Raw genomic sequence first — 18960 nt, 5'->3', positions numbered from 1 at the left:
TTGTTTCTTCAAAATTACATTTTTTGAGCTAGGGGTAAAAACTTTCTTCTAAACTTAACAATTAATGGAGTTCCTCTCGCAATCATCCACAAGAAAAAAGCTATCCAAATAGCATAGAGTTTATACCCAAGAGAGTCAAAATATAATAATGTAGGAACAAACACTAATCCTGTTGCTAATAACAAAACATTTCGTAGAAATTTCATTTCTCCCATTCCTTTGAACATTCCGTCATAAATAAAAGCGATTGAACATATAGGTTGCATGATTAAAATAACCCAAAAAGTATTGTAAAACTGTTCTAAAACCTCTGGTTCTTTAGTGAATACTTCTCCTATAAATTGATATAAAACAAACCCCACAACAGCTAATAATAATCCGAAAAGGAATCCGTATTTAATTAATCTATTTCCTAAAATTACCAATGTTTTATAAGCTTTAGCACCCAATAATTTACCTGATAAAATATTTCCTGCAGAAGAATATCCATCAATCATAAAAGCGCCTGTAAGCCATAAATTGAATCCGATGGTATAGGCTGCAATGTAGGCATCTCCATAGTCAGTAGCGTAAGAAGTTCCAAAGTACAATGCAACATTTAGTGCTATAGTTCTTACGAAAAGATTCAACACCATTACTATGAATTTTGGAATTTCAGTGTTAAATGGTAAGCTGAATTTTAATGAAATATCTGTCTTTTTTAATAATAATACAGCAGAGATTATTGCCATCGTAACTTGTGCAATAACACTCGCATAGGCTGCTCCTTGAATATGCATAGCAGGAATAAAACCTTCTACTCCGTAAACCAAAACAACGTCTAGTACAATATTAACAAACGTTCCAATGAGTGCAATTACCATCGGGTAATAGGTATTTTGTAAACCTCTAAATGTACCAAAAATAGCGATGGTAAAAAGCGTAAACGGGAACCCAAAAACACGGATTTTATAATACTCAACAGAATAATCTAAAATGGTTCCAGAAGCATTGTATAATTCAAAAATTTCCTTTGCAAACGGATAACTAATTCCTAAAATAAGCGCACTTACGCCTAACACAATAACAATAGCTTGTGCTGGTAAGTTTTTTATTTCATCAAGTTTATCAGCTCCTAAATATTGTGAAACGATAGAAGAAATTCCGCTGCGTGTTTGCCCAAAAACCCAAATTAGCATCGATAAAAAAGCACCTACAATACCAATAGCAGCAATACTTTCAGTAGCGTTGTACTCTATATTACCTACAATAGCTAAATCTGTAGTAGAAAGTAAAGGCTCTGCTACTCCTGCAATTAGTGCAGGCATTGCTAGTTTGTTTATATGTTTAAAGCTAATGTCGTGTTGCAATACTTTTACTTTTTCGTCAACATTCGTTTAATTTCGTTCAGCTTCATGAGCGCTTCAATCGGTGTTAACGTGTCTATATTTGTAGTTAAAATTTCTTCTCTAATATCTTCTAACAACGGATCGTCTAACTGAAAAAAGCTCATTTGCATATCTTCGTGCTGTGCTTCTTTCAAGGTTTCTTTAACCTCTTTGTATGAATGTGAGTCTTCTAACTCTTTTAGAATTTTGTTTGCTCTATGAATTACCATACTTGGCATTCCCGCTAATTTTGCTACATGAATACCAAAACTATGATCGCTTCCTCCTTTTACCAATTTACGCAAGAAAATAATGCTATTATCTAACTCTTTTACCGATACATTAAAGTTCTTAATACGCTCAAATGTCGAGGTCATTTCGTTCAGCTCGTGATAGTGTGTTGCAAATAACGTTTTTGCTTTCGAAGGATGTTCGTGTAAATATTCCGAAATCGCCCAAGCAATAGAAATTCCGTCGTAGGTAGACGTTCCTCTTCCAATTTCATCTAACAATACCAAACTACGGTCAGAAATGTTATTCAAAATAGAAGCTGTTTCGTTCATTTCTACCATAAATGTAGATTCTCCCATCGAAATATTGTCGCTAGCTCCTACTCTGGTAAATATCTTATCCACCATACCAATGCGAGCATTTTGTGCGGGAACATAACTTCCCATTTGTGCTAATAACACAATCAAGGCTGTTTGACGTAAAATTGCTGATTTACCAGACATGTTCGGACCTGTAATCATAATAATTTGTTGCTGATTACGGTTCAAGACAACATCATTGGCTATGTATTCTTCACCAATTGGTAATTGTTTTTCAATAACTGGGTGACGACCATTTTTTATTTCAATATCGGTACTGTCATCCATTAACGGACGCACATAATTATTCTCGGTAGCTAAGGTTGCGAAAGATTGTAAAGTATCAATCTTAGCTACATTTTGTGCATTTTGTTGTACAGGTTGTACAAAACCAATAATATACTGTACTAACTTGGCAAAAATCTCTGTTTCTAACTGCTGAATCTTCTCTTCTGCTCCTAAAATTTTAGCTTCGTATTCTTTTAACTCTTCGGTAATGTAACGTTCTGCATTCACTAAGGTTTGCTTACGAATCCACTCTTCAGGAACTTTATCTTTGTGTGTATTTCTAACTTCAATATAATATCCGAAAACATTATTAAAAGCAATTTTTAAACTCGGAATTCCTGTTCGTTCTGTTTCGCGAGCTAGCATCGTATCTAAATACTCTTTTCCAGAGTTTGAAATGTTACGTAATTCATCCAGTTCTTCTGAAACTCCATTTGCAATAGCATTTCCTTTATTAATATTTACAGGAGCTTCTTCTAAAACTGTCTCAATAATTTTATCAATCAGCGTTTTGCAATCGTGCAATTGTTTTCCTATTTCTTGAACTGCTTTATTATTACTTTTTTCTGCAGATTCTTTTATAGGAAGAATTGCTTTTAACGAATTTTTCAACAAAATTACTTCTCTTGGAGAAACCTTACCCGTAGCAACTTTCGATATCAATCGTTCGATATCAGAAATTTGTTTTAACTGGTAGGTTACTGTTTCAGAAAAAGTATCGTCATCAATTAAAAATTTTACTAACTCATGTCGCTGTTGAATTTGGGATAAATCTTTTAATGGAAGCGCTAACCAACGTTTTAATAAACGTCCTCCCATAGGAGAAATCGTTTTATCAATCACATCCAATAACGAAACTGAGTTCACCGAATTTCCGCCGTATAATTCTAAGTTTTTTACGGTAAAGCGATCCATCCACACATAATTATCTTCCGCAATTCTGCTAATAGATTGTATGTGCTCTATTTTGTTATGTTGTGTTTCCGATAAGTAGTACATTGCTGCACCCCCAGCCACAATTCCATATTCTAACTCTTCAACTCCAAATCCTTTTAATGTTTTTACCTTAAAGTGATTTCGAAGCAATTCATCTCCATAATCTTTTTGAAACACCCAATCATCCAAATAAAATGCATGAAAACGATTGGTAAAAGCTTCTAAAAATCGTTGCTTATGTTTCTTTTCAACCAAAACTTCACTAGGTGTAAAGTTTTGTAAAAGTTTATCTATATATTCTTCATTTCCTTGTGCGATGAGAAATTCCCCAGTTGACACATCTAAAAACGAAACTCCCAATAGCTTTTTCCCAAAATGAACTGCTGCTAAAAAGTTATTAGACTTTGATTGTAATACTTCATCATTCAACGCAACTCCAGGAGTTACCAACTCCGTTACTCCACGTTTTACAATCTTTTTAGTCATTTTTGGATCTTCCAACTGATCGCAAATAGCAACACGCAATCCAGATTTTACTAACTTTGGCAAATAAGTATTTAAGGAATGGTGCGGAAAACCAGCCAACGCTGTTTCACTCTCACTACCACTTCCTCTTTTGGTTAAAATAATACCTAAAACTTTGGATGCTTTTATAGCATCTTCTCCAAAGGTTTCATAAAAATCGCCTACTCTAAATAATAACATCGCATCCGGATATTTTGCTTTAATTCCGTTATACTGTTGCATTAATGGAGTTACCTTTTTTGCCTTTGTTTTTGCCAAATTTCTAGATTTTTTGGGTTAGTTTTGCGAAGATAGAAAAGTTTAGAGTTTCTTTTGTTTCAAGTTATCCACAACTTTAAACTTTTGAACCTGAAAACCACTTTATGAGAAAATTAAAAAACAGCGAACTAGGCAGGAAAACAGTTGAAGAGTTTAAACAAACAAACAAAACTCCTATTATAGTAGTATTAGATAATATACGTAGTCTGAATAACGTAGGTTCTGTTTTTAGAACTTCAGATGCTTTTTTAATTGAAAAAATTTATTTGTGCGGTATTACAGCAACTCCACCTAACAAAGAAATTCATAAAACTGCTTTAGGTGCTACCGAATCTGTAGATTGGGAATATGTTGAAAACACCATGGATTTAGTTGAAAAACTACAAGCAGAAAATGTAAAAGTCCTATCCATAGAACAAGCAGAAAATAGCACGATGTTAGATACTTTTACTCCTGAAACTGATCAAAAATATGCAGTTGTATTTGGTAATGAAGTAAAAGGTGTGCAGCAGGAGATAGTTTCTGCTTCAGATATTTGTATTGAAATTCCGCAATTAGGCACTAAACATTCGCTTAATATTTCGGTAAGTTGTGGAGTCGTGTTATGGGATTTGTTTACGAAAATGAAAAAGTAATGTCATTACGAGGAACAATAGTGACGAAGTAATCTGTTTATTTAGAGTTCATAATTCAAAGATTGCTTCACTTTAGCCTGTCTTGAGCGACAGTCGAAAGATTCGCAAAGACGATTTCATTCTTTTAAAAGCAGAATGTTAAATTTTTGACTTTCTCCTAAAAACCCACTACATTAGACACTTGATTACCCCCATCCCCAAGTATTATTTTGTAATTAAAAACCCTATTTAACATGGAAAACAAGTACTTAAAAGAAACAGCAATGAGTTTAAACCCTGGTGGAGATACTGAAATTACTGAAGGAGGTAGTGATACTGGAGGAACTGGAGGAGGAGGAACGGGAAGTCAAGGAGGAGATTAAGTTTAACTCTTTCTTTATCTAACAGATATTATACTTAAATTAAGAACCATTACTTTTGAAAAGTAGTGGTTTTATTTATAACTATGAAAAGCTTACTCTGTATAATTCTACTTTACTCTTCATTTCTTTTTTCACAAGAAGACAAAGAATACCTTTCTAAAAGAGATACATTAATAGAAAAGGGAAGACAAGCTTATTTTGACAATAACCTTCCTTTACTAAAGACAATTACCAAACAGGTTGACTTATTATATCAAAAAACGAATGATTCTATTTTATTGGCTAAATATTTTCATTTTAAAGCCCTACAAAGTAAACTTACTTATACCAACGATAGTGCCTTTTACTACTATCACCTTTCAAAAGATATCTCTAAAAAAATAAATGACTCTTTGGCTGTTGGGAGACGCTTATTAAGTTTGGCTATTCTACAAAAAGAAGCAAAAGATTTTTTAGGTAGTGAAGTAAGTTTAATTGAAGCCTTACAGTATTTAGAGCCAATTAACTCTAGCGTATATTTAGAAATTGTTTATAATAATTTAGGAATTGTTTCTGAAGAATTAAGACAACAAAAGGAAGCTCTATCCAACTATAATAAAGCGATAATTCATAATAAAGAAAATAAAAATAACGGAGGTTATTTATATATTATTAATAATCTGGGTTTTTTTTACCAAAACCAAAACCAACATAAAAAAGCAATTACTTATTTCAACAAAGGTCTATCTCAAGATAGTGTCAAAGAAAAATTCCCTATTCAATATGCTTTATTATTAGAGAATTTAGCGTTTAGCAATTACTCTTTAGGGAGGAAAGAAAATGTACTTAGACAGTATGAAGAAGTCTTATTAATAAGGGAAAAATTAAATGACTTAAGTAATTTGAGCATGTTACATATTAACATTTCCAACTATTACAAAGATTTAAATAAAACCAAAAAAGCTCAACACCATTCTAACGAAGCTTTAAAATATGCCAAACAAACCCATAATAATAAAAAATGGTTAGAAGCATTAAAAAATCTTTCAACATTAACTACCGGAGAAAAATCAAAACAATACCTAGAAGAGTACATTACATTAAACGATAGTCTTTTCCAAAACGAACGCAGATTAAAAAATCAGTTTGCTAAAATCAGGTATGAAACTGATAAGAAAGAAAAAGAAAATGTAGTTTTAAAAACAGAAAATCAGCAAAAGCAAGCAGAAATACTTTATCATAAACAACAAAAAACAATAGGTTGGTTAGCTGCTGCAATTGGTCTTTTACTATTTGGTTTTAGTGTGATGTTCTATTTTCAACGTAGAAAAAAATTATTATACCAAGCACAACTACAACAGGTACAAGTAAGAGAACATGAACGCAAACAAATAGCTAAGTCTTTGCATGATGAAGTAGCTGGAGACTTACGCTTACTACATCGTAAGTTAGAAAAGTCTAATTTATTAGAGGAAGCTCAAAAATTAGATGCTGTAAAAGAAAATGTACGTAATTTATCACATCAATTAAGTAGTGTTAGCTTTAATAAAGTTTCCTTTAAAAATCAAATTATTAATTTAGTGAGTGATTATTTTGAACCTGATTTTAAAATAAAACTAAATGGATTACAAAACTATAATTGGACTACTGTTGATAATTCTATAAAGCGTCTGCTCTACCTGAGTACTCGAGAAAGCATACAAAATTGTAAAAAATATGCAAAGGCAAGTAAGATAATTATCAATTTTTCTGTACATAAAAAATACGTACATTTGGATATTATTGATGATGGTATTGGTTTTGATACCAACATTAGTAAAAAAGGAATTGGTTTACAAAACCTACAAGAACGCATTGAAGAGTTAAACGGAACGTTAACCATTAATAGTGAAGTAGGTAAAGGAACCCAAACCGATATTCAAATACCCCTAAATGGCTGGACAAACAAAAATACTTTTAGTTGATGACCATCAGTTAATTCTTGAAGGAATTCTTTCGTATTTGAAAGATATAGATGGTTTAGAAATTGAAACGGCAAATTCATGTGACGAAGCTTTTTCTAAAATAAAATCAAGTTTAAGCGAAAATCCATTTCATATTGTTTTTACCGATTTAAGTTTTGACAATCAAAACAAAAATGTTGTTTTAGATGGTGGCGAGTCTTTTATAAAGTCTATCCTCAAAGAAGAAATTCCAATTAAAGTAGGAGTGATTACAGGGCATTCTGAAACTAACAGAATTTTTAATGTAATACATAATTTAAACCCTTCTGCATATATCTTAAAAGGTAAGTGTAGCACTGACGAATTGACCTTTGCTATTCAAAAAATGTTGAAAGGGGAAGTATATTACACCCATGAAATTCATCAAAAACTCTTAAAGAGAGCCTTGGTAGAAATACAAATGGATGATATTGCTGTTCAAATTTTAAAAGAACTTCCTAAACATGCTAAGATTTCTAATCTAGAAGGTTTAATTAAAAAAAGTGATGGTTCATTAATAAAAGTCCGTTCTATAGAAAGTAAGCTATCTAAGCTAAGAACTGACCTACAAGCCAATAACAATACAGACCTTGTGTTAAAAGCAAAGGAATTAGGAATTATAGATTAGATTCTTTTGCGGAAATACGCATTTATTTTTACGGTTATCCCTTTTTATACATTAGAAACAAAGAATACTTTCGCAAAAGAATTCAAAAACCATTGTTGGGAAGAATCTTGAAAGAGAGAGAATATAAAAAAAGCCTTTAGATATCTAAAGGCTTTTTTGTTGAAAACGGTTTCCTTTTGTGTTTTGCGGAAAACCACACTTTTTTTTGCGGAAATACCCTTTTTTAACCTTTAATCTCTCCTTACATTTGTAACATCTTCTTTTCAAGATTAATTGAAAAAAGACATTTAAGGGGAATAATGAACCTTCTAGAAATTCTAGAAGGTTTTTTTTATGCTCTTTCGGAAAATTACACTTTTAACTTCGGAAATCCCGTTTTATACCTCTGATTATCAACATATCTTTGACATGTTCATTCTTTAATGACAATTAATTTAAGGGGAATTAAATTATTTTAAAAATGGGAAAATTACTACTACGCAAGACGAGCAAAGGTTTAAACACTTTACTTTCAGTATTAGCTGAATTTGGTAAAGGAGCCGGATATGCTTTGAGACACTAAAAGTTAACTAACCAAACTTAAACGTGTAAACCTTCTAGAAGTTCTAGAAGGTTTTTTTTATTACATATGACTAAAATTGTAAATTAGGCGTTCAATCATTTTATGCCTAAATGACTCAAAAATATATTATTGCTTTAGACCAAGGAACAACTAGCTGTCGTACAGTTATTCTTAATAAAGAAGAAGAAATTATTGCAAAAACTCAAGAAGAGTTTCAACAAATATTTCCTCAACCTGGTTGGGTAGAGCACGATGCCAACGAAATTTTACAAACTCAGTTAAAAACCTTACATAAAGCTCTTGAACAAGCTAAAATATTGCCTTCAGAAATAGCGGGAATAGGTATTACCAATCAACGTGAAACTACGGTTGTTTGGAACAAAAACACTGGCAAACCAATATATAATGCTATTGTTTGGCAAGACAAGCGAACTGCTAATACTTGTGAATTACTCAAAGAAACCGGACTTGAAAACTATGTTCGTAAAACCACTGGATTAGTAATTGATAGCTATTTTTCAGCTACTAAAATTCATTGGATTTTAAATAATATAGATGGAGCTCAAGAAGATGCTGAAAAAGGAAATTTGTTATTTGGAACTATTGATTCTTGGCTTTTATGGAACTTAACCAATAGCAAAGTTCACGCTACTGATTATAGCAACGCTTCGCGTACCATGTTATACGATATAAAAAACTTGTGTTGGGATGAAACTTTAGTAAAAGAGTTAAACATTCCAACTTCAATGTTGCCTGAAGTAAAACCTTCTTCTTATCATTTTGGAAATTATAAATTAAATGGAGTTCAAATTCCAATTGCAGGTATTGCAGGAGATCAACAATCTGCCTTATTCGGACAAGCATGTTTTAAAAAAGGGGAAGCTAAAAACACTTACGGAACTGGATGCTTTATGTTGATGAACACAGGTGAAAACTTAGAATATTCTGAAAATGGTTTGATTTCCACTATTGCTTGGGGAATTAACAACAAAGTGTATTATGCTCTCGAAGGAAGTGTTTTTGTTGCTGGTTCTGCAATTCAATGGTTACGTGATGGGCTACAAATTATCAATAGCGCAGAAGAAAGTGAGCTTTTTGCTGAGAAAGTTACTGAAGTAAACCCTGTTTATGTGGTTCCTGCTTTTGCTGGCTTAGGAGCTCCTTATTGGGATATGTATGCACGAGGAGCTATTTTCGGTTTAACTCGTGATACTGGAAAAAACCATTTAATTAAAGCTACTTTACAATCATTAGCTTATCAAACCAAAGACATTTTAGACGTTATGCAAAAAGACAGTATGCTACAGCTTTCTTCTTTAAAAGTTGATGGTGGGGCTTGTGTTAATAATTTATTGATGCAATTTCAAGCAGACATCTTAAATGTAGATGTGGAACGTCCTGAAGAAATTGAAACCACCGTAATGGGAGCTGCTTATTTAGCGGGTTTCTGTGTTGGTTTTTGGCAACAAAACGATATTATTAATAAACGAAAAATAGATAAAACCTTCACTCCTTCTTTTCCTAAAGAAAAAAGAGAAAAACTATACCGTACTTGGCAAAAAGCTGTTGAACGTACTAAAGATTGGATTGACTAAAAGAAAAAAATCATAAAAAATATTAGTTTTTTTATTCAAAAAAAATGAGCATTTTTGTAAGAAAAACATGAAAAACTACCTTAACCATCTATTTATCAGCTTCTTATTAATGTTTTTTAGTTGTAGTGACACTGATACCCTTCAAAAAGATCTGCCAGTAGCCATTAACACTACTACAAAAGAAAACTTAGAAATTACTTATACTACAATCAAAATTAGCGGTGAAGTCAAATCGCTTGATGAAAACGAAATTATCAGTCAAGGAATTTGCTGGAGTACAAACCCAAATCCAACTATTTATGATAATGTAATAACTGAAAATACCAATGTTTTTTCAGAAACAATTTCTGATTTAACAGCAAATACAACTTATTACTTCAAAATTTATGCGACTAATATTAATGGAACTGCATATAGTGAAGAAGTGCCTTATACGACATCTTCTTTGGGTGGTACTACTTGGGACTTCCTATTAATACATGATCCTACCAATCCTAATGAATATTATGGTTATTGGCATGCAGATGTAACTTTCAATGAAGATGGAACTACTGTATATGATGAACCTGATTTTCCTGGTACATATACAACTTATGGGACATGGTTATTAGACGGAAATACTCTAAACTATGATTTAGATTCTTCAGAAGATTCAAATACAGGATACCAATTTAAAGGTACTATTACCAAAAACTCTATGGAGGGTACCTATAATTTTGGTTCTGAAAATAAAACATGGAGTGCTACAAAATATTAGAAATTTATAACCCTAATGATTTAAAAACAGTACTTATAAGGTTAAGATATATTGAGTATACTTCAAAAAATAAAGAATCATGGCTAAGTTTTACGACAAAATAACTAATCGAGTTCAAAAATTTATTGAAGCTCAAAAGATGTTTTTTGTTGCTACAGCAGCAAAAGAAGGAAGAATTAATCTTTCACCAAAAGGAATGGACACCTTTAGAGTGCTTAACGAAAATAAGGTTGCTTGGTTAAGTGTAACAGGTAGCGGAAACGAAACCTCAGCGCATTTGCTAAACGACAATCGAATAACTATCATGTTTTGTGCTTTTGATGGTGCTCCAAACATACTAAGGCTATATGGAAAAGCAAAAGAAATTCTTCCTACTCATGATAAGTGGAGTAATTATGCTAATTTGTTTCCTAAACTTCCAGGTACTCGTCAAATATTTATTGTTTCTGTAGAAAGTGTGCAAACCTCTTGCGGAATGTCGATTCCTTTTTACGAATATCATGGAGAACGAAATCAGTTAAATGATTGGGCTATTGAAAAAGGTGAAGAAGGAATTAAACAATATTGGAATGACAGAAACCAAACTAGTATTGATAGTCTAAAAAGTGGCTTAGGTTCTTAGCTTTCTTTGCTTATAAGGTTTTTAATTTGAACACTAGACCTAATCTATAATCGTTTTAACGATCAACACATTAACAATATACGCTGCGAAACAATTATTATACTATGAAAAAAAGCCTCCTATCTTTAACTGTTTTCCTTTCTCTATTTTTAATATCCTGTACAAAAGAGGAATCTAAGGTAATTGAAGAACCTTCAGAAAATATATTATTTTTTGATGACTTTGAAAGAGGTGACTTATCTCAAACAGAAAATAATGTTAACTACGGTAGCAGTACCTACTCATCTGTTTCTAATAAAGTAAAGAAAGATGGAGAGTATTCTCTTCAGTTTTACTATAAGGGCGGATCATCAGGAGAAGATGCTTTTGCTGAGCAAAGAATATCATACCCAAATACTGGAGAGTTATGGATAAAATATGACCTTTACATTCCTAATAATTATACCCATCGTAAAGAAAACTCAGCTAGCAATAATAAATTTTTAGCTGTTTATAAAAATGATTATCGTTCTCCAGGTTTTCAGGTAAATTGGTCATTATCTCCAAATAATACTGGAGGTTCTAATTTAACCTTACATAGATACAGAAATGGAACCGAGCAACCAAGTATATCACCTTCAGGGGGCTTAGGAACTAATTTTATTACCGAAGACGATCATGGAAAATGGATTCACATTATGGCTAGAGTTAAAGCTCCAAGTAATGAAAATGCTACTGATGGAGTAATGCAACTATGGAAAAATAATATTCTGGTTTGTAATGAAACAGCACTTAACATGTATGGTGGTATTGATGAAAACTTTATGAACGAAATGTATTTAATGGGCTGGTCGAACTCAGGATACTTAGAGGATACTATTTTTTATATAGATAATCTATCTTTAAATTACTCTGCATTTTAACATAAAAAACTTAAACATTCGTAAACTAAACAATACTAAACAGATAGAATTTAAATCAAACTAGTTTTTACGGTTTCGATACATTATTAAAAAAGGAAATATCTTTCTAATCTATTTTATAAAATCTCTTCATTTTTTTCAAAACCCTGATAAAAATCATGTTTTAACTTAAACTATGCTTGTATTTTTGAGACAGTAAAGTATAAGAAGAAATGGTAGAATTAATGAACATCCCAATGGTATCTTGGACAAACGGAACCATTATGATGATTATTTTCGGTTTGGTTTGTATAGGTTTAGTAACCGCTCTTTTAATTCTTGTTAATGGTGGCAAGAAGAAAGAGTAGGTAAATTTTAGTTTTAATAGTTGATTGAAGAAGCACTCTTTAATAATGTGTTAGTGGTTTAACGTTTGAGTGCTTCTTCTTCTTTTTTATTTAAATGCATTTAATCCTGTGATATCTAATCCTGTGATTAATAAATGGACATCATGTGTTCCTTCATAGGTTATTACACTTTCTAAATTCATTGCATGTCTCATAATTGAGTACTCTCCAGAAATTCCCATTGCTCCTAACACTTGTCTTGCTTCTCGAGCTATTTTTAATGCCATATCAACATTATTTCGCTTCGCCATAGATATTTGAGCAGATGTTGCACGACCTTCGTTCTTCAGTACTCCCAAACGCCATGTTAGTAACTGTGCTTTGGTAATTTCAGTAATCATTTCAGCTAGTTTTTTTTGTTGTAACTGAAATTGACCTATTGGTTTTCCAAATTGTGTACGTTCTTTCGCATAACGCAATGCCGTATCGTAACAATCCATCGCAGCACCAATAGCACCCCAAGCAATACCATAACGCGCTGAGTCAAGACACAACAAAGGTGCTCCTAATCCTGATTTATTTGGCAATAAGTTTTCTTTTGGAACTTTTACATTATCAAAAATTAACTCACCTGTAATTGATGCTCTTAACGACCATTTGTTATGAGTTTCTGGTGTAGAAAAACCTTCCATACCACGTTCTACTATCAAACCATGAATGCGTCCTTCTTCGTTTTTTGCCCATACAACTGCTACGTTACAAATTGGCGCATTTGAAATCCACATTTTTGCTCCATTCAATAAATAATGATCTCCCATGTCTTTAAACTTGGTTTCCATTCCTCCAGGGTTACTACCGTGATTTGGTTCAGTTAACCCAAAACTTCCCATCCATTCACCAGAAGCTAGTTTTGGTAAGTATTTTTGTCTTTGTGCTTCGGTTCCGTAGTTATAAATAGGTCCCATAACAAGAGAAGACTGTACTGAAGCAGTAGATCGAACTCCACTATCACCCCTTTCTAGCTCTTGCATAATTAACCCGTAAGAAATTTGATCTAACCCTGCACCTCCATACTTTTCAGGAATATAAGATCCGAAAGCTCCCACTTCTGCCAATCCGTTAATTAATTCCTTCGGAAATTCTGCACGTTGTGCATACTCTTCAATAATTGGAGATAAGTTTTTCTTAACCCATTCACGAGCTGTGTCTCGAACAAGTTTATGTTCATCGGTTAATAAATCGTCTATTTGATAATAATCTGGGGCTTGAAATAAATCAGACTTCATAAATATATTTTAAAATTAATTTTACTAATTGTATAAGAGAAGTGTAAAATTAATCGCGGTTTGATTTTATGTGGTTTCTTAAAAGAATTATTTCAAAAATACTTAAAAAAATGGTTATTAGTGCAGGTTTGCGTATGTTTGTACTAATGAGATTTACTTTAGGAAAAGAGGAGCGTTTAAAAAGCAAAAAGCTCATAGGAAGATTATATGAGGAGGGAAAGGTGATAAAAGTTTTTCCACTAAGAATGGTATATATACAAACCGAACACACCTCTAAGTTCCCTGCACAAGTTGGAGTTTCTGTACCTAAACGTAACTTTAAAAAAGCCGTGGATAGAAACCGTATAAAACGGTTACTTCGCGAAACATACCGTAAAGAAAAGCATACTATTTATGAGACTGTAGATAAACCGTATGTGTTTATGATTTCTTATCTTGCAAGAGATGAATGGAAATATGCTGATTTAGAGCATAAAATGAAGAAATTATTAACACAGTTTATTACAGAAGTTACTCAAAATGAAAAATAAAAAATTCCTTTTTTTTGGTTCACTCATTGTAATCTCTCTTTTCTTTTCTTTTCAATCTCGTTTTTTTGAGATTGCTAAACAAATTGAAATTTACAACAACCTTTTTAAAGAGTTAAACATTAATTATATTGATGAAATTAACCCAGGAGATTTAACTGACAAAGCGATAAAAAACACGCTTAAAAATTTAGATCCTTATACCAATTTTTATAACGAACAAGATGTTGAAGATGCGCGTATTCGTCGTGAAGGTGAATATGGTGGTATTGGTATTTCTACATTTTATACTAAAAAAGGAATTGTAGTTTCTGAAGTTTACAAAGGTTTTTCGGCTGATAAAGCTGGCTTAAAAGCTGGTGATATTATTACCAATGTAAATGGACAAGAATTAAATACCTTAGAAAGAAGTCAGTTCTCTCAAATGCTAAAAGGAGTACCAGGAAAAGAGCTTTCTTTAAAGGTAGAAAGGAATAACCTTACAAAAAGTGTTTCTGTAAAACTTGATAAAGTTATTTTAGACCCTGTTCCTTTTTATGATATGATTGATAACGAAACAGGATATATTGTTTTAACACGATTTATCAGTCAAAAAGCTACCGAAAGTGTTGTAAACGCATTTGGCGATCTAAAAAAAAGAGGAATGAAAAAATTAGTGTTTGACTTAAGGTACAATCCTGGAGGCTCTTTATTTGACGCAATAAACATTACCAATTTATTTATTCCTAAAGGCTTGAAAGTTGTAGATACTCGTGGAAAAACTCAAAAAAACAGTAGAACTTATAAAACAAATAGAGAACCTTTAGATGCTGAAATTCCTATTGTAGTATTAATAAACGGTCGATCGGCTTCTGCTTCAGAAATTGTTTCTGGTGCTTTACAAGACTATGACAGAGCTGTAATTATGGGTGAGCGTTCTTTTGGAAAAGGACTAGTGCAACGTTACTTTGATTTGAGTTACGGAACACAAATGAAAATCACAATTTCTAAATATTACACTCCTAGCGGGCGTTGTATTCAGGAATTAGATTATGCTAATAGAGATTTAAAAACAGGAAAAGTGCCTAAGTTTTCGGATATTACTCTTAATGAGTTTACAACTCAAAATGGACGAAAAGTATACGATGGAGGTGGTGTAACTCCTGATGTAGAAAGTGAATTTTCTAAAAAAACAAAAGAAACAGATGAATTACTAAAATCAAGAGCTATTTTTAATTTTGTAACTGATTTTACATATCAGAACCCTAATTTATCTGCTGAAAACTATACTTTCTCATCTACAAACTTTAATCAATTTAAAGAATATTTGCTTAGTAAAGACACCGCTTTTGTATCTAAAGAAGAAAAACTTTTCCAAGAAGCATATAAATCAGTAGAAAACAATAATAAAATTACTTCAGAATATAACACGATTATCCAACAACTAAAAGCCGCTAAAGTTGCAAAAGTTTTGGTGAATGAAGATATTTTATCAAAAGAAATTGAAAATGAAATTGTTGAGCGTTATGCATATAAAGAAGGGGTGTATAAACATTTATTTAAAAATGATATAACTATAAAAAATGCCGTTAACTTGCTAAATAGCCCTAAAAAATATAGCAGTATTTTAAAAAAATAGCTTCTTTAACATAATTTGTATATTTGTACTTTAAAAACATATGTCAAAACCTATCCTAAAAGAACGTACAAGAGCCCAAGAATCTACAAATGCTATTGAGCGTTTATACATTTCAATGCGACACTTATTTAGTCGCGGTTTTTACAAGCCAATGGGTGTTTCTGGAGAAACATTACGTAAATCACTTTTATCTTTACGTCCAGAAATTTATGGTTCAATTGCAGAAAATAAAACTGAATTAAACGGACTGGTATACGTAATTGAACGTTTACCTGAAGGAATTGAAGAATGTCAGTTTATTTATTTAACTGCTGATGAAGGGTATCGTAACTCTAAGTTCAAGGCAATTATTCCTCCTAAAAGAAGAAGAAACTGCTATCGTATTGACAAGAACCAAATGAATATTGAAATTACCAGAGGACGATCTGAAATTTACGATATTCTTACACACTTGACATTTTTATTTATTGAATCTCATAAAATTAAAGACCGTGTAGTTTTTAATAATGGAGAAAGCTTTATTCGTGAATGGTTACAACTAGAAGATATTGTAATACATAATAAAACACTTACCGATGAGAAAAAAGATGTAATTGTTGTACATCTTGGTAATATTTTAGGAAGAACTTATGATGAAGTATATGATGCATACAACACGTTTGCAACAGAAGAGAATCCAAATAGGTTTTTCCATCTAATTTATTGGTTAGGTAAGCTTGCTATTAATGAAGCTTTATACGACCAAAAACGCTCTATAAAATTCAGTTCTGTTTTAATTGAAGAAATTGGACACCATTATTATGGAGAAATATGGGCTAACAACATTAAAAAAGTGTTGTTAGACAACGGATTAATAGAACGTCCTATTCATATAATTAGTGCAAACATGCACAGTGTAATGAATAGTATTTATGCCCAAAATGCTTTACCAAAAGAAGCTAAAAAACATAAAGACTTTCAGCTTTTTGAAGTATTGAGTAATACCAATAGTAGCGCTTTACAATCTGCCGTTAAAAATTATGCTTCAGAAAACGGGCTAATTTATATTAAAGACACTTCAGGAACCAACATCAATGTTCAGGTAATTGATACTGGAAAAATTGATTTTGAAACGAATTCTTTTAACAAAGTTAATTCTGTTGGAGAAGATCCTGTAATTATTGTAATGGATTATGCCTTTGGTGAGCAAGCTTTTGAAACTATGGACGAATTGTTAAAGCCATACAAAACAAAAGGAGATAAAATTCATCTAGATGTTCAATCTGTTTCGATTATGGGTAAAGCTGGTATTTTAGAAGGTGGTAAAGGAGATATAATGATTCCTTCTTCACATATTTTTGAAGGTACTGCTGATAACTATCCATTTAAAAATGAATTATCAAAAGAAGATTTAGAAGGTTTTGGTGTTCAGGTTTTTGATGGAGCTATGATTACTGTATTAGGAACATCATTACAAAATAAAGATTTATTACGATTCTTCCATGATTCTACTTGGGATGTAATCGGACTAGAGATGGAAGGAGCGCACTACCAAAAAGCGATTCAATCTGCCTCAAAAATTAGAGGAAACATTTCAGAAAATGTAAAAGTACGCTATGCTTACTACGCTTCTGATAACCCGCTTGAAACTGGTGCAACACTTGCTTCTGGTGGACTTGGAATGAGCGGAGTAACACCAACTTATGCTATTACACAAAAAATACTAGAGCAAATATTTTAGAAAAACTATACGTCATTGCGAACGAAGTGAAGTAATCTGTCTATTAAGAACTCACATCTTAAAGATTGCCACGCTTTAGCCTGTCTTAAGCGACAGCCAAAAGACTCGCAATGACGAATTTTTAATATTTTCTATCCCTCCCCTCTTTTTCTTATTTTATATTTGCATTCACAATACAACAACACACAACAATGAATATTCTAATTTTAGGATCGGGCGGTAGAGAACACGCCTTTGCTAAAAAACTTTCAGAAAGTACTAAAATCAACAATCTTTTTGTTGCTCCTGGTAACGCAGGAACTGATGCAATTGCTAAAAATATTGCAATCAATCCAACTGATTTTGCACAGGTAAAAGAAACTGTTTTACAACACGATATCAATATGGTAGTTGTAGGTCCTGAAGCTCCTTTAGTTGAAGGGGTTCATGACTTTTTCTTAGCTGATAAAGAATTAAAAAACATTCCTGTAATTGGACCTAAAAAAGACGGTGCTTTGTTAGAGGGAAGTAAAGATTTTTCGAAGCAGTTTATGAAAAAACACAACATTCCTACAGCTCGCTACCAATCTTTTACTACTGATACTTTAGCTGAAGGAAAAAAATTCTTAGAAACTTTAGATGCACCGTATGTATTGAAAGCGGACGGATTAGCTGCTGGAAAGGGTGTTTTAATTTTAAATGACTTAGAGGAGGCAAAAGCTGAGTTAGAAGAAATGCTTTCTAATCAAAAGTTTGGAAGTGCTTCATCAACTGTAGTTATTGAAGAATTTTTAAAAGGAATAGAATTATCTGTTTTTGTATTAACGGACGGAAAGAATTATAAAATTCTACCTTCTGCTAAAGATTACAAACGTATTGGAGAAGGTGATACAGGGCTAAATACAGGCGGTATGGGAGCTATTTCTCCTGTTCCTTTTGCTACAGATGATTTTTTAACAAAAGTGGAAAAATTAGTCGTTAAACCAACAATTGACGGTTTACAAAAAGACGGAATAGATTATAGAGGGTTTATTTTTATCGGATTGATGAATGATAACGGAAATCCATCTGTAGTTGAGTATAATGTTCGTATGGGAGACCCTGAAACTGAAGTGGTGTTACCACGTATTCAATCAGACTTACTAGATTTATTTGAAGGTGTTGCTACGCAAACCTTAGGTGAAAAATCATACGAAGTTACTCCACAAACGGCAACTACAGTAATGTTAGTTTCTGGTGGGTATCCTGAAGCTTATGAAAAAGGGAAAGAAATTACAGGTTTTAATACTGTAGATGATTCTATCGTTTTTCATGCAGGAACCACTTTAAAAGAAGGCAAAGTTGTTACGAGTGGTGGACGTGTTATGGCGATTACTTCTTTTGGAAACTCTATAGAAGAGGCCTTAGAAAAATCGTATAAAAGCATTGACAAAATAGCTTTTGATAAAATGAATTATCGAAAAGATATCGGATTCGATTTAAAATAATAATAAAAAAAGGAGTTGATAATCAACTC

Annotated in this window: 16 protein-coding genes; 13 read left to right on the top strand and 3 right to left on the bottom strand. The window is 32.2% G+C overall.

The window, feature by feature from the left end; genetic code table 11:
- Positions 1 to 14: 14 nt before the first annotated feature.
- Positions 15 to 1307, bottom strand: coding sequence for an MATE family efflux transporter (locus ACTPNM_RS01965; protein WP_440120382.1), 1293 nt, complete (start codon positions 1305 to 1307; stop codon positions 15 to 17).
- A gap of 47 nt (positions 1308 to 1354) precedes the next feature.
- Positions 1355 to 3964 (bottom strand): DNA mismatch repair protein MutS, encoded by a 2610-nt coding sequence (gene mutS / locus ACTPNM_RS01960; RefSeq protein ID WP_440120381.1) that lies wholly within the window; start codon positions 3962 to 3964, stop codon positions 1355 to 1357.
- A gap of 104 nt (positions 3965 to 4068) precedes the next feature.
- On the opposite strand from mutS, the gene ACTPNM_RS01955 reads away from it, so the two are divergent.
- From ACTPNM_RS01955 to ACTPNM_RS01915, 9 genes are all read left to right on the top strand, one after another.
- Positions 4069 to 4599, top strand: a complete 531-nt coding sequence (locus ACTPNM_RS01955; protein WP_440120379.1) for an RNA methyltransferase — start codon at positions 4069 to 4071, stop codon at positions 4597 to 4599.
- A 233-nt stretch (positions 4600 to 4832) separates the two neighbouring features.
- Entirely contained in the window at positions 4833 to 4961 is a 129-nt protein-coding gene (locus ACTPNM_RS01950; RefSeq protein ID WP_440120377.1) for a hypothetical protein, read from the top strand.
- An 83-nt stretch (positions 4962 to 5044) separates the two neighbouring features.
- On the top strand, positions 5045 to 6904 hold the full coding sequence (locus ACTPNM_RS01945) for a tetratricopeptide repeat-containing sensor histidine kinase (RefSeq protein ID WP_440120375.1): 1860 nt from the start codon (positions 5045 to 5047) through the stop codon (positions 6902 to 6904).
- A complete protein-coding gene (locus ACTPNM_RS01940) occupies positions 6873 to 7550 on the top strand; it encodes a response regulator (RefSeq protein ID WP_099214882.1) in 678 nt (225 codons plus the stop codon). Before ACTPNM_RS01945 ends, ACTPNM_RS01940 begins: the two co-directional genes overlap by 32 nt.
- Positions 7551 to 8222: 672 nt before the next feature.
- Positions 8223 to 9707: a glycerol kinase GlpK gene (gene glpK / locus ACTPNM_RS01935; protein WP_440120373.1), complete on the top strand. Its 1485-nt coding sequence runs from the start codon at positions 8223 to 8225 to the stop codon at positions 9705 to 9707.
- 67 nt (positions 9708 to 9774) lie between these two features.
- Complete coding sequence (locus ACTPNM_RS01930; RefSeq protein WP_440120371.1) at positions 9775 to 10464, top strand: hypothetical protein; 690 nt, start codon at positions 9775 to 9777, stop codon at positions 10462 to 10464.
- A gap of 79 nt (positions 10465 to 10543) precedes the next feature.
- Positions 10544 to 11086 (top strand): pyridoxamine 5'-phosphate oxidase family protein, encoded by a 543-nt coding sequence (locus ACTPNM_RS01925; RefSeq protein WP_440120370.1) that lies wholly within the window; start codon positions 10544 to 10546, stop codon positions 11084 to 11086.
- 104 nt (positions 11087 to 11190) lie between these two features.
- Positions 11191 to 11988, top strand: a complete 798-nt coding sequence (locus ACTPNM_RS01920; RefSeq protein WP_440120369.1) for a heparin lyase I family protein — start codon at positions 11191 to 11193, stop codon at positions 11986 to 11988.
- Between the two features lie 212 nt (positions 11989 to 12200).
- Positions 12201 to 12335: a hypothetical protein gene (locus ACTPNM_RS01915; RefSeq protein ID WP_274638895.1), complete on the top strand. Its 135-nt coding sequence runs from the start codon at positions 12201 to 12203 to the stop codon at positions 12333 to 12335.
- An 86-nt stretch (positions 12336 to 12421) separates the two neighbouring features.
- On the opposite strand, the gene ACTPNM_RS01910 is transcribed toward ACTPNM_RS01915, so the two are convergent.
- On the bottom strand, positions 12422 to 13600 hold the full coding sequence (locus tag ACTPNM_RS01910; protein ID WP_440120368.1) for an acyl-CoA dehydrogenase family protein: 1179 nt from the start codon (positions 13598 to 13600) through the stop codon (positions 12422 to 12424).
- Positions 13601 to 13710: 110 nt separating this feature from the next.
- Here ACTPNM_RS01910 and rnpA point away from each other — a divergent pair, with 110 nt between their 5' ends.
- The 4 genes from rnpA (at position 13711) to purD (ending at position 18931) form a co-directional block, all read left to right on the top strand.
- Entirely contained in the window at positions 13711 to 14130 is a 420-nt protein-coding gene (gene rnpA / locus ACTPNM_RS01905) for a ribonuclease P protein component (RefSeq protein ID WP_440120367.1), read from the top strand.
- Positions 14120 to 15745: a S41 family peptidase gene (locus ACTPNM_RS01900; protein WP_440120365.1), complete on the top strand. Its 1626-nt coding sequence runs from the start codon at positions 14120 to 14122 to the stop codon at positions 15743 to 15745. The genes rnpA and ACTPNM_RS01900 overlap by 11 nt, the downstream gene beginning before the upstream one ends.
- Before the next feature lie 40 nt (positions 15746 to 15785).
- Complete coding sequence (locus ACTPNM_RS01895; RefSeq protein ID WP_440120364.1) at positions 15786 to 17465, top strand: DUF6909 family protein; 1680 nt, start codon at positions 15786 to 15788, stop codon at positions 17463 to 17465.
- A gap of 191 nt (positions 17466 to 17656) precedes the next feature.
- Positions 17657 to 18931: a phosphoribosylamine--glycine ligase gene (gene purD / locus ACTPNM_RS01890; RefSeq protein WP_440120363.1), complete on the top strand. Its 1275-nt coding sequence runs from the start codon at positions 17657 to 17659 to the stop codon at positions 18929 to 18931.
- Positions 18932 to 18960 lie beyond the last annotated feature (29 nt).

It is taken from the genome of Tenacibaculum sp. Ill, from assembly GCF_051938915.1.
GTDB classification, from domain to species: domain Bacteria; phylum Bacteroidota; class Bacteroidia; order Flavobacteriales; family Flavobacteriaceae; genus Polaribacter; species Polaribacter larymnensis.
The sequence above is the reverse complement of the archived record's forward strand: the minus strand, read 5'-3'. Positions and strand labels throughout refer to the sequence as shown.

Excerpts from the sequence above, each read along its gene's own strand:
- ACTPNM_RS01965 (WP_440120382.1), bottom strand. The coding sequence starts at position 1,307 with ATGCCTGCACTAATTGCAGGAGTAGCAGAGCCTTTACTTTCTACTACA.
- ACTPNM_RS01955 (WP_440120379.1), top strand. The coding sequence starts at position 4,069 with ATGAGAAAATTAAAAAACAGCGAACTAGGCAGGAAAACAGTTGAAGAG.
- ACTPNM_RS01950 (WP_440120377.1), top strand. The coding sequence starts at position 4,833 with ATGGAAAACAAGTACTTAAAAGAAACAGCAATGAGTTTAAACCCTGGT.
- ACTPNM_RS01945 (WP_440120375.1), top strand. The coding sequence starts at position 5,045 with ATGAAAAGCTTACTCTGTATAATTCTACTTTACTCTTCATTTCTTTTT.
- ACTPNM_RS01940 (WP_099214882.1), top strand. The coding sequence starts at position 6,873 with ATGGCTGGACAAACAAAAATACTTTTAGTTGATGACCATCAGTTAATT.
- glpK (WP_440120373.1), top strand. The coding sequence starts at position 8,223 with ATGACTCAAAAATATATTATTGCTTTAGACCAAGGAACAACTAGCTGT.
- ACTPNM_RS01930 (WP_440120371.1), top strand. The coding sequence starts at position 9,775 with ATGAAAAACTACCTTAACCATCTATTTATCAGCTTCTTATTAATGTTT.
- ACTPNM_RS01925 (WP_440120370.1), top strand. The coding sequence starts at position 10,544 with ATGGCTAAGTTTTACGACAAAATAACTAATCGAGTTCAAAAATTTATT.
- ACTPNM_RS01920 (WP_440120369.1), top strand. The coding sequence starts at position 11,191 with ATGAAAAAAAGCCTCCTATCTTTAACTGTTTTCCTTTCTCTATTTTTA.
- ACTPNM_RS01915 (WP_274638895.1), top strand. The coding sequence starts at position 12,201 with ATGGTAGAATTAATGAACATCCCAATGGTATCTTGGACAAACGGAACC.
- ACTPNM_RS01910 (WP_440120368.1), bottom strand. The coding sequence starts at position 13,600 with ATGAAGTCTGATTTATTTCAAGCCCCAGATTATTATCAAATAGACGAT.
- rnpA (WP_440120367.1), top strand. The coding sequence starts at position 13,711 with ATGGTTATTAGTGCAGGTTTGCGTATGTTTGTACTAATGAGATTTACT.
- ACTPNM_RS01900 (WP_440120365.1), top strand. The coding sequence starts at position 14,120 with ATGAAAAATAAAAAATTCCTTTTTTTTGGTTCACTCATTGTAATCTCT.
- ACTPNM_RS01895 (WP_440120364.1), top strand. The coding sequence starts at position 15,786 with ATGTCAAAACCTATCCTAAAAGAACGTACAAGAGCCCAAGAATCTACA.
- purD (WP_440120363.1), top strand. The coding sequence starts at position 17,657 with ATGAATATTCTAATTTTAGGATCGGGCGGTAGAGAACACGCCTTTGCT.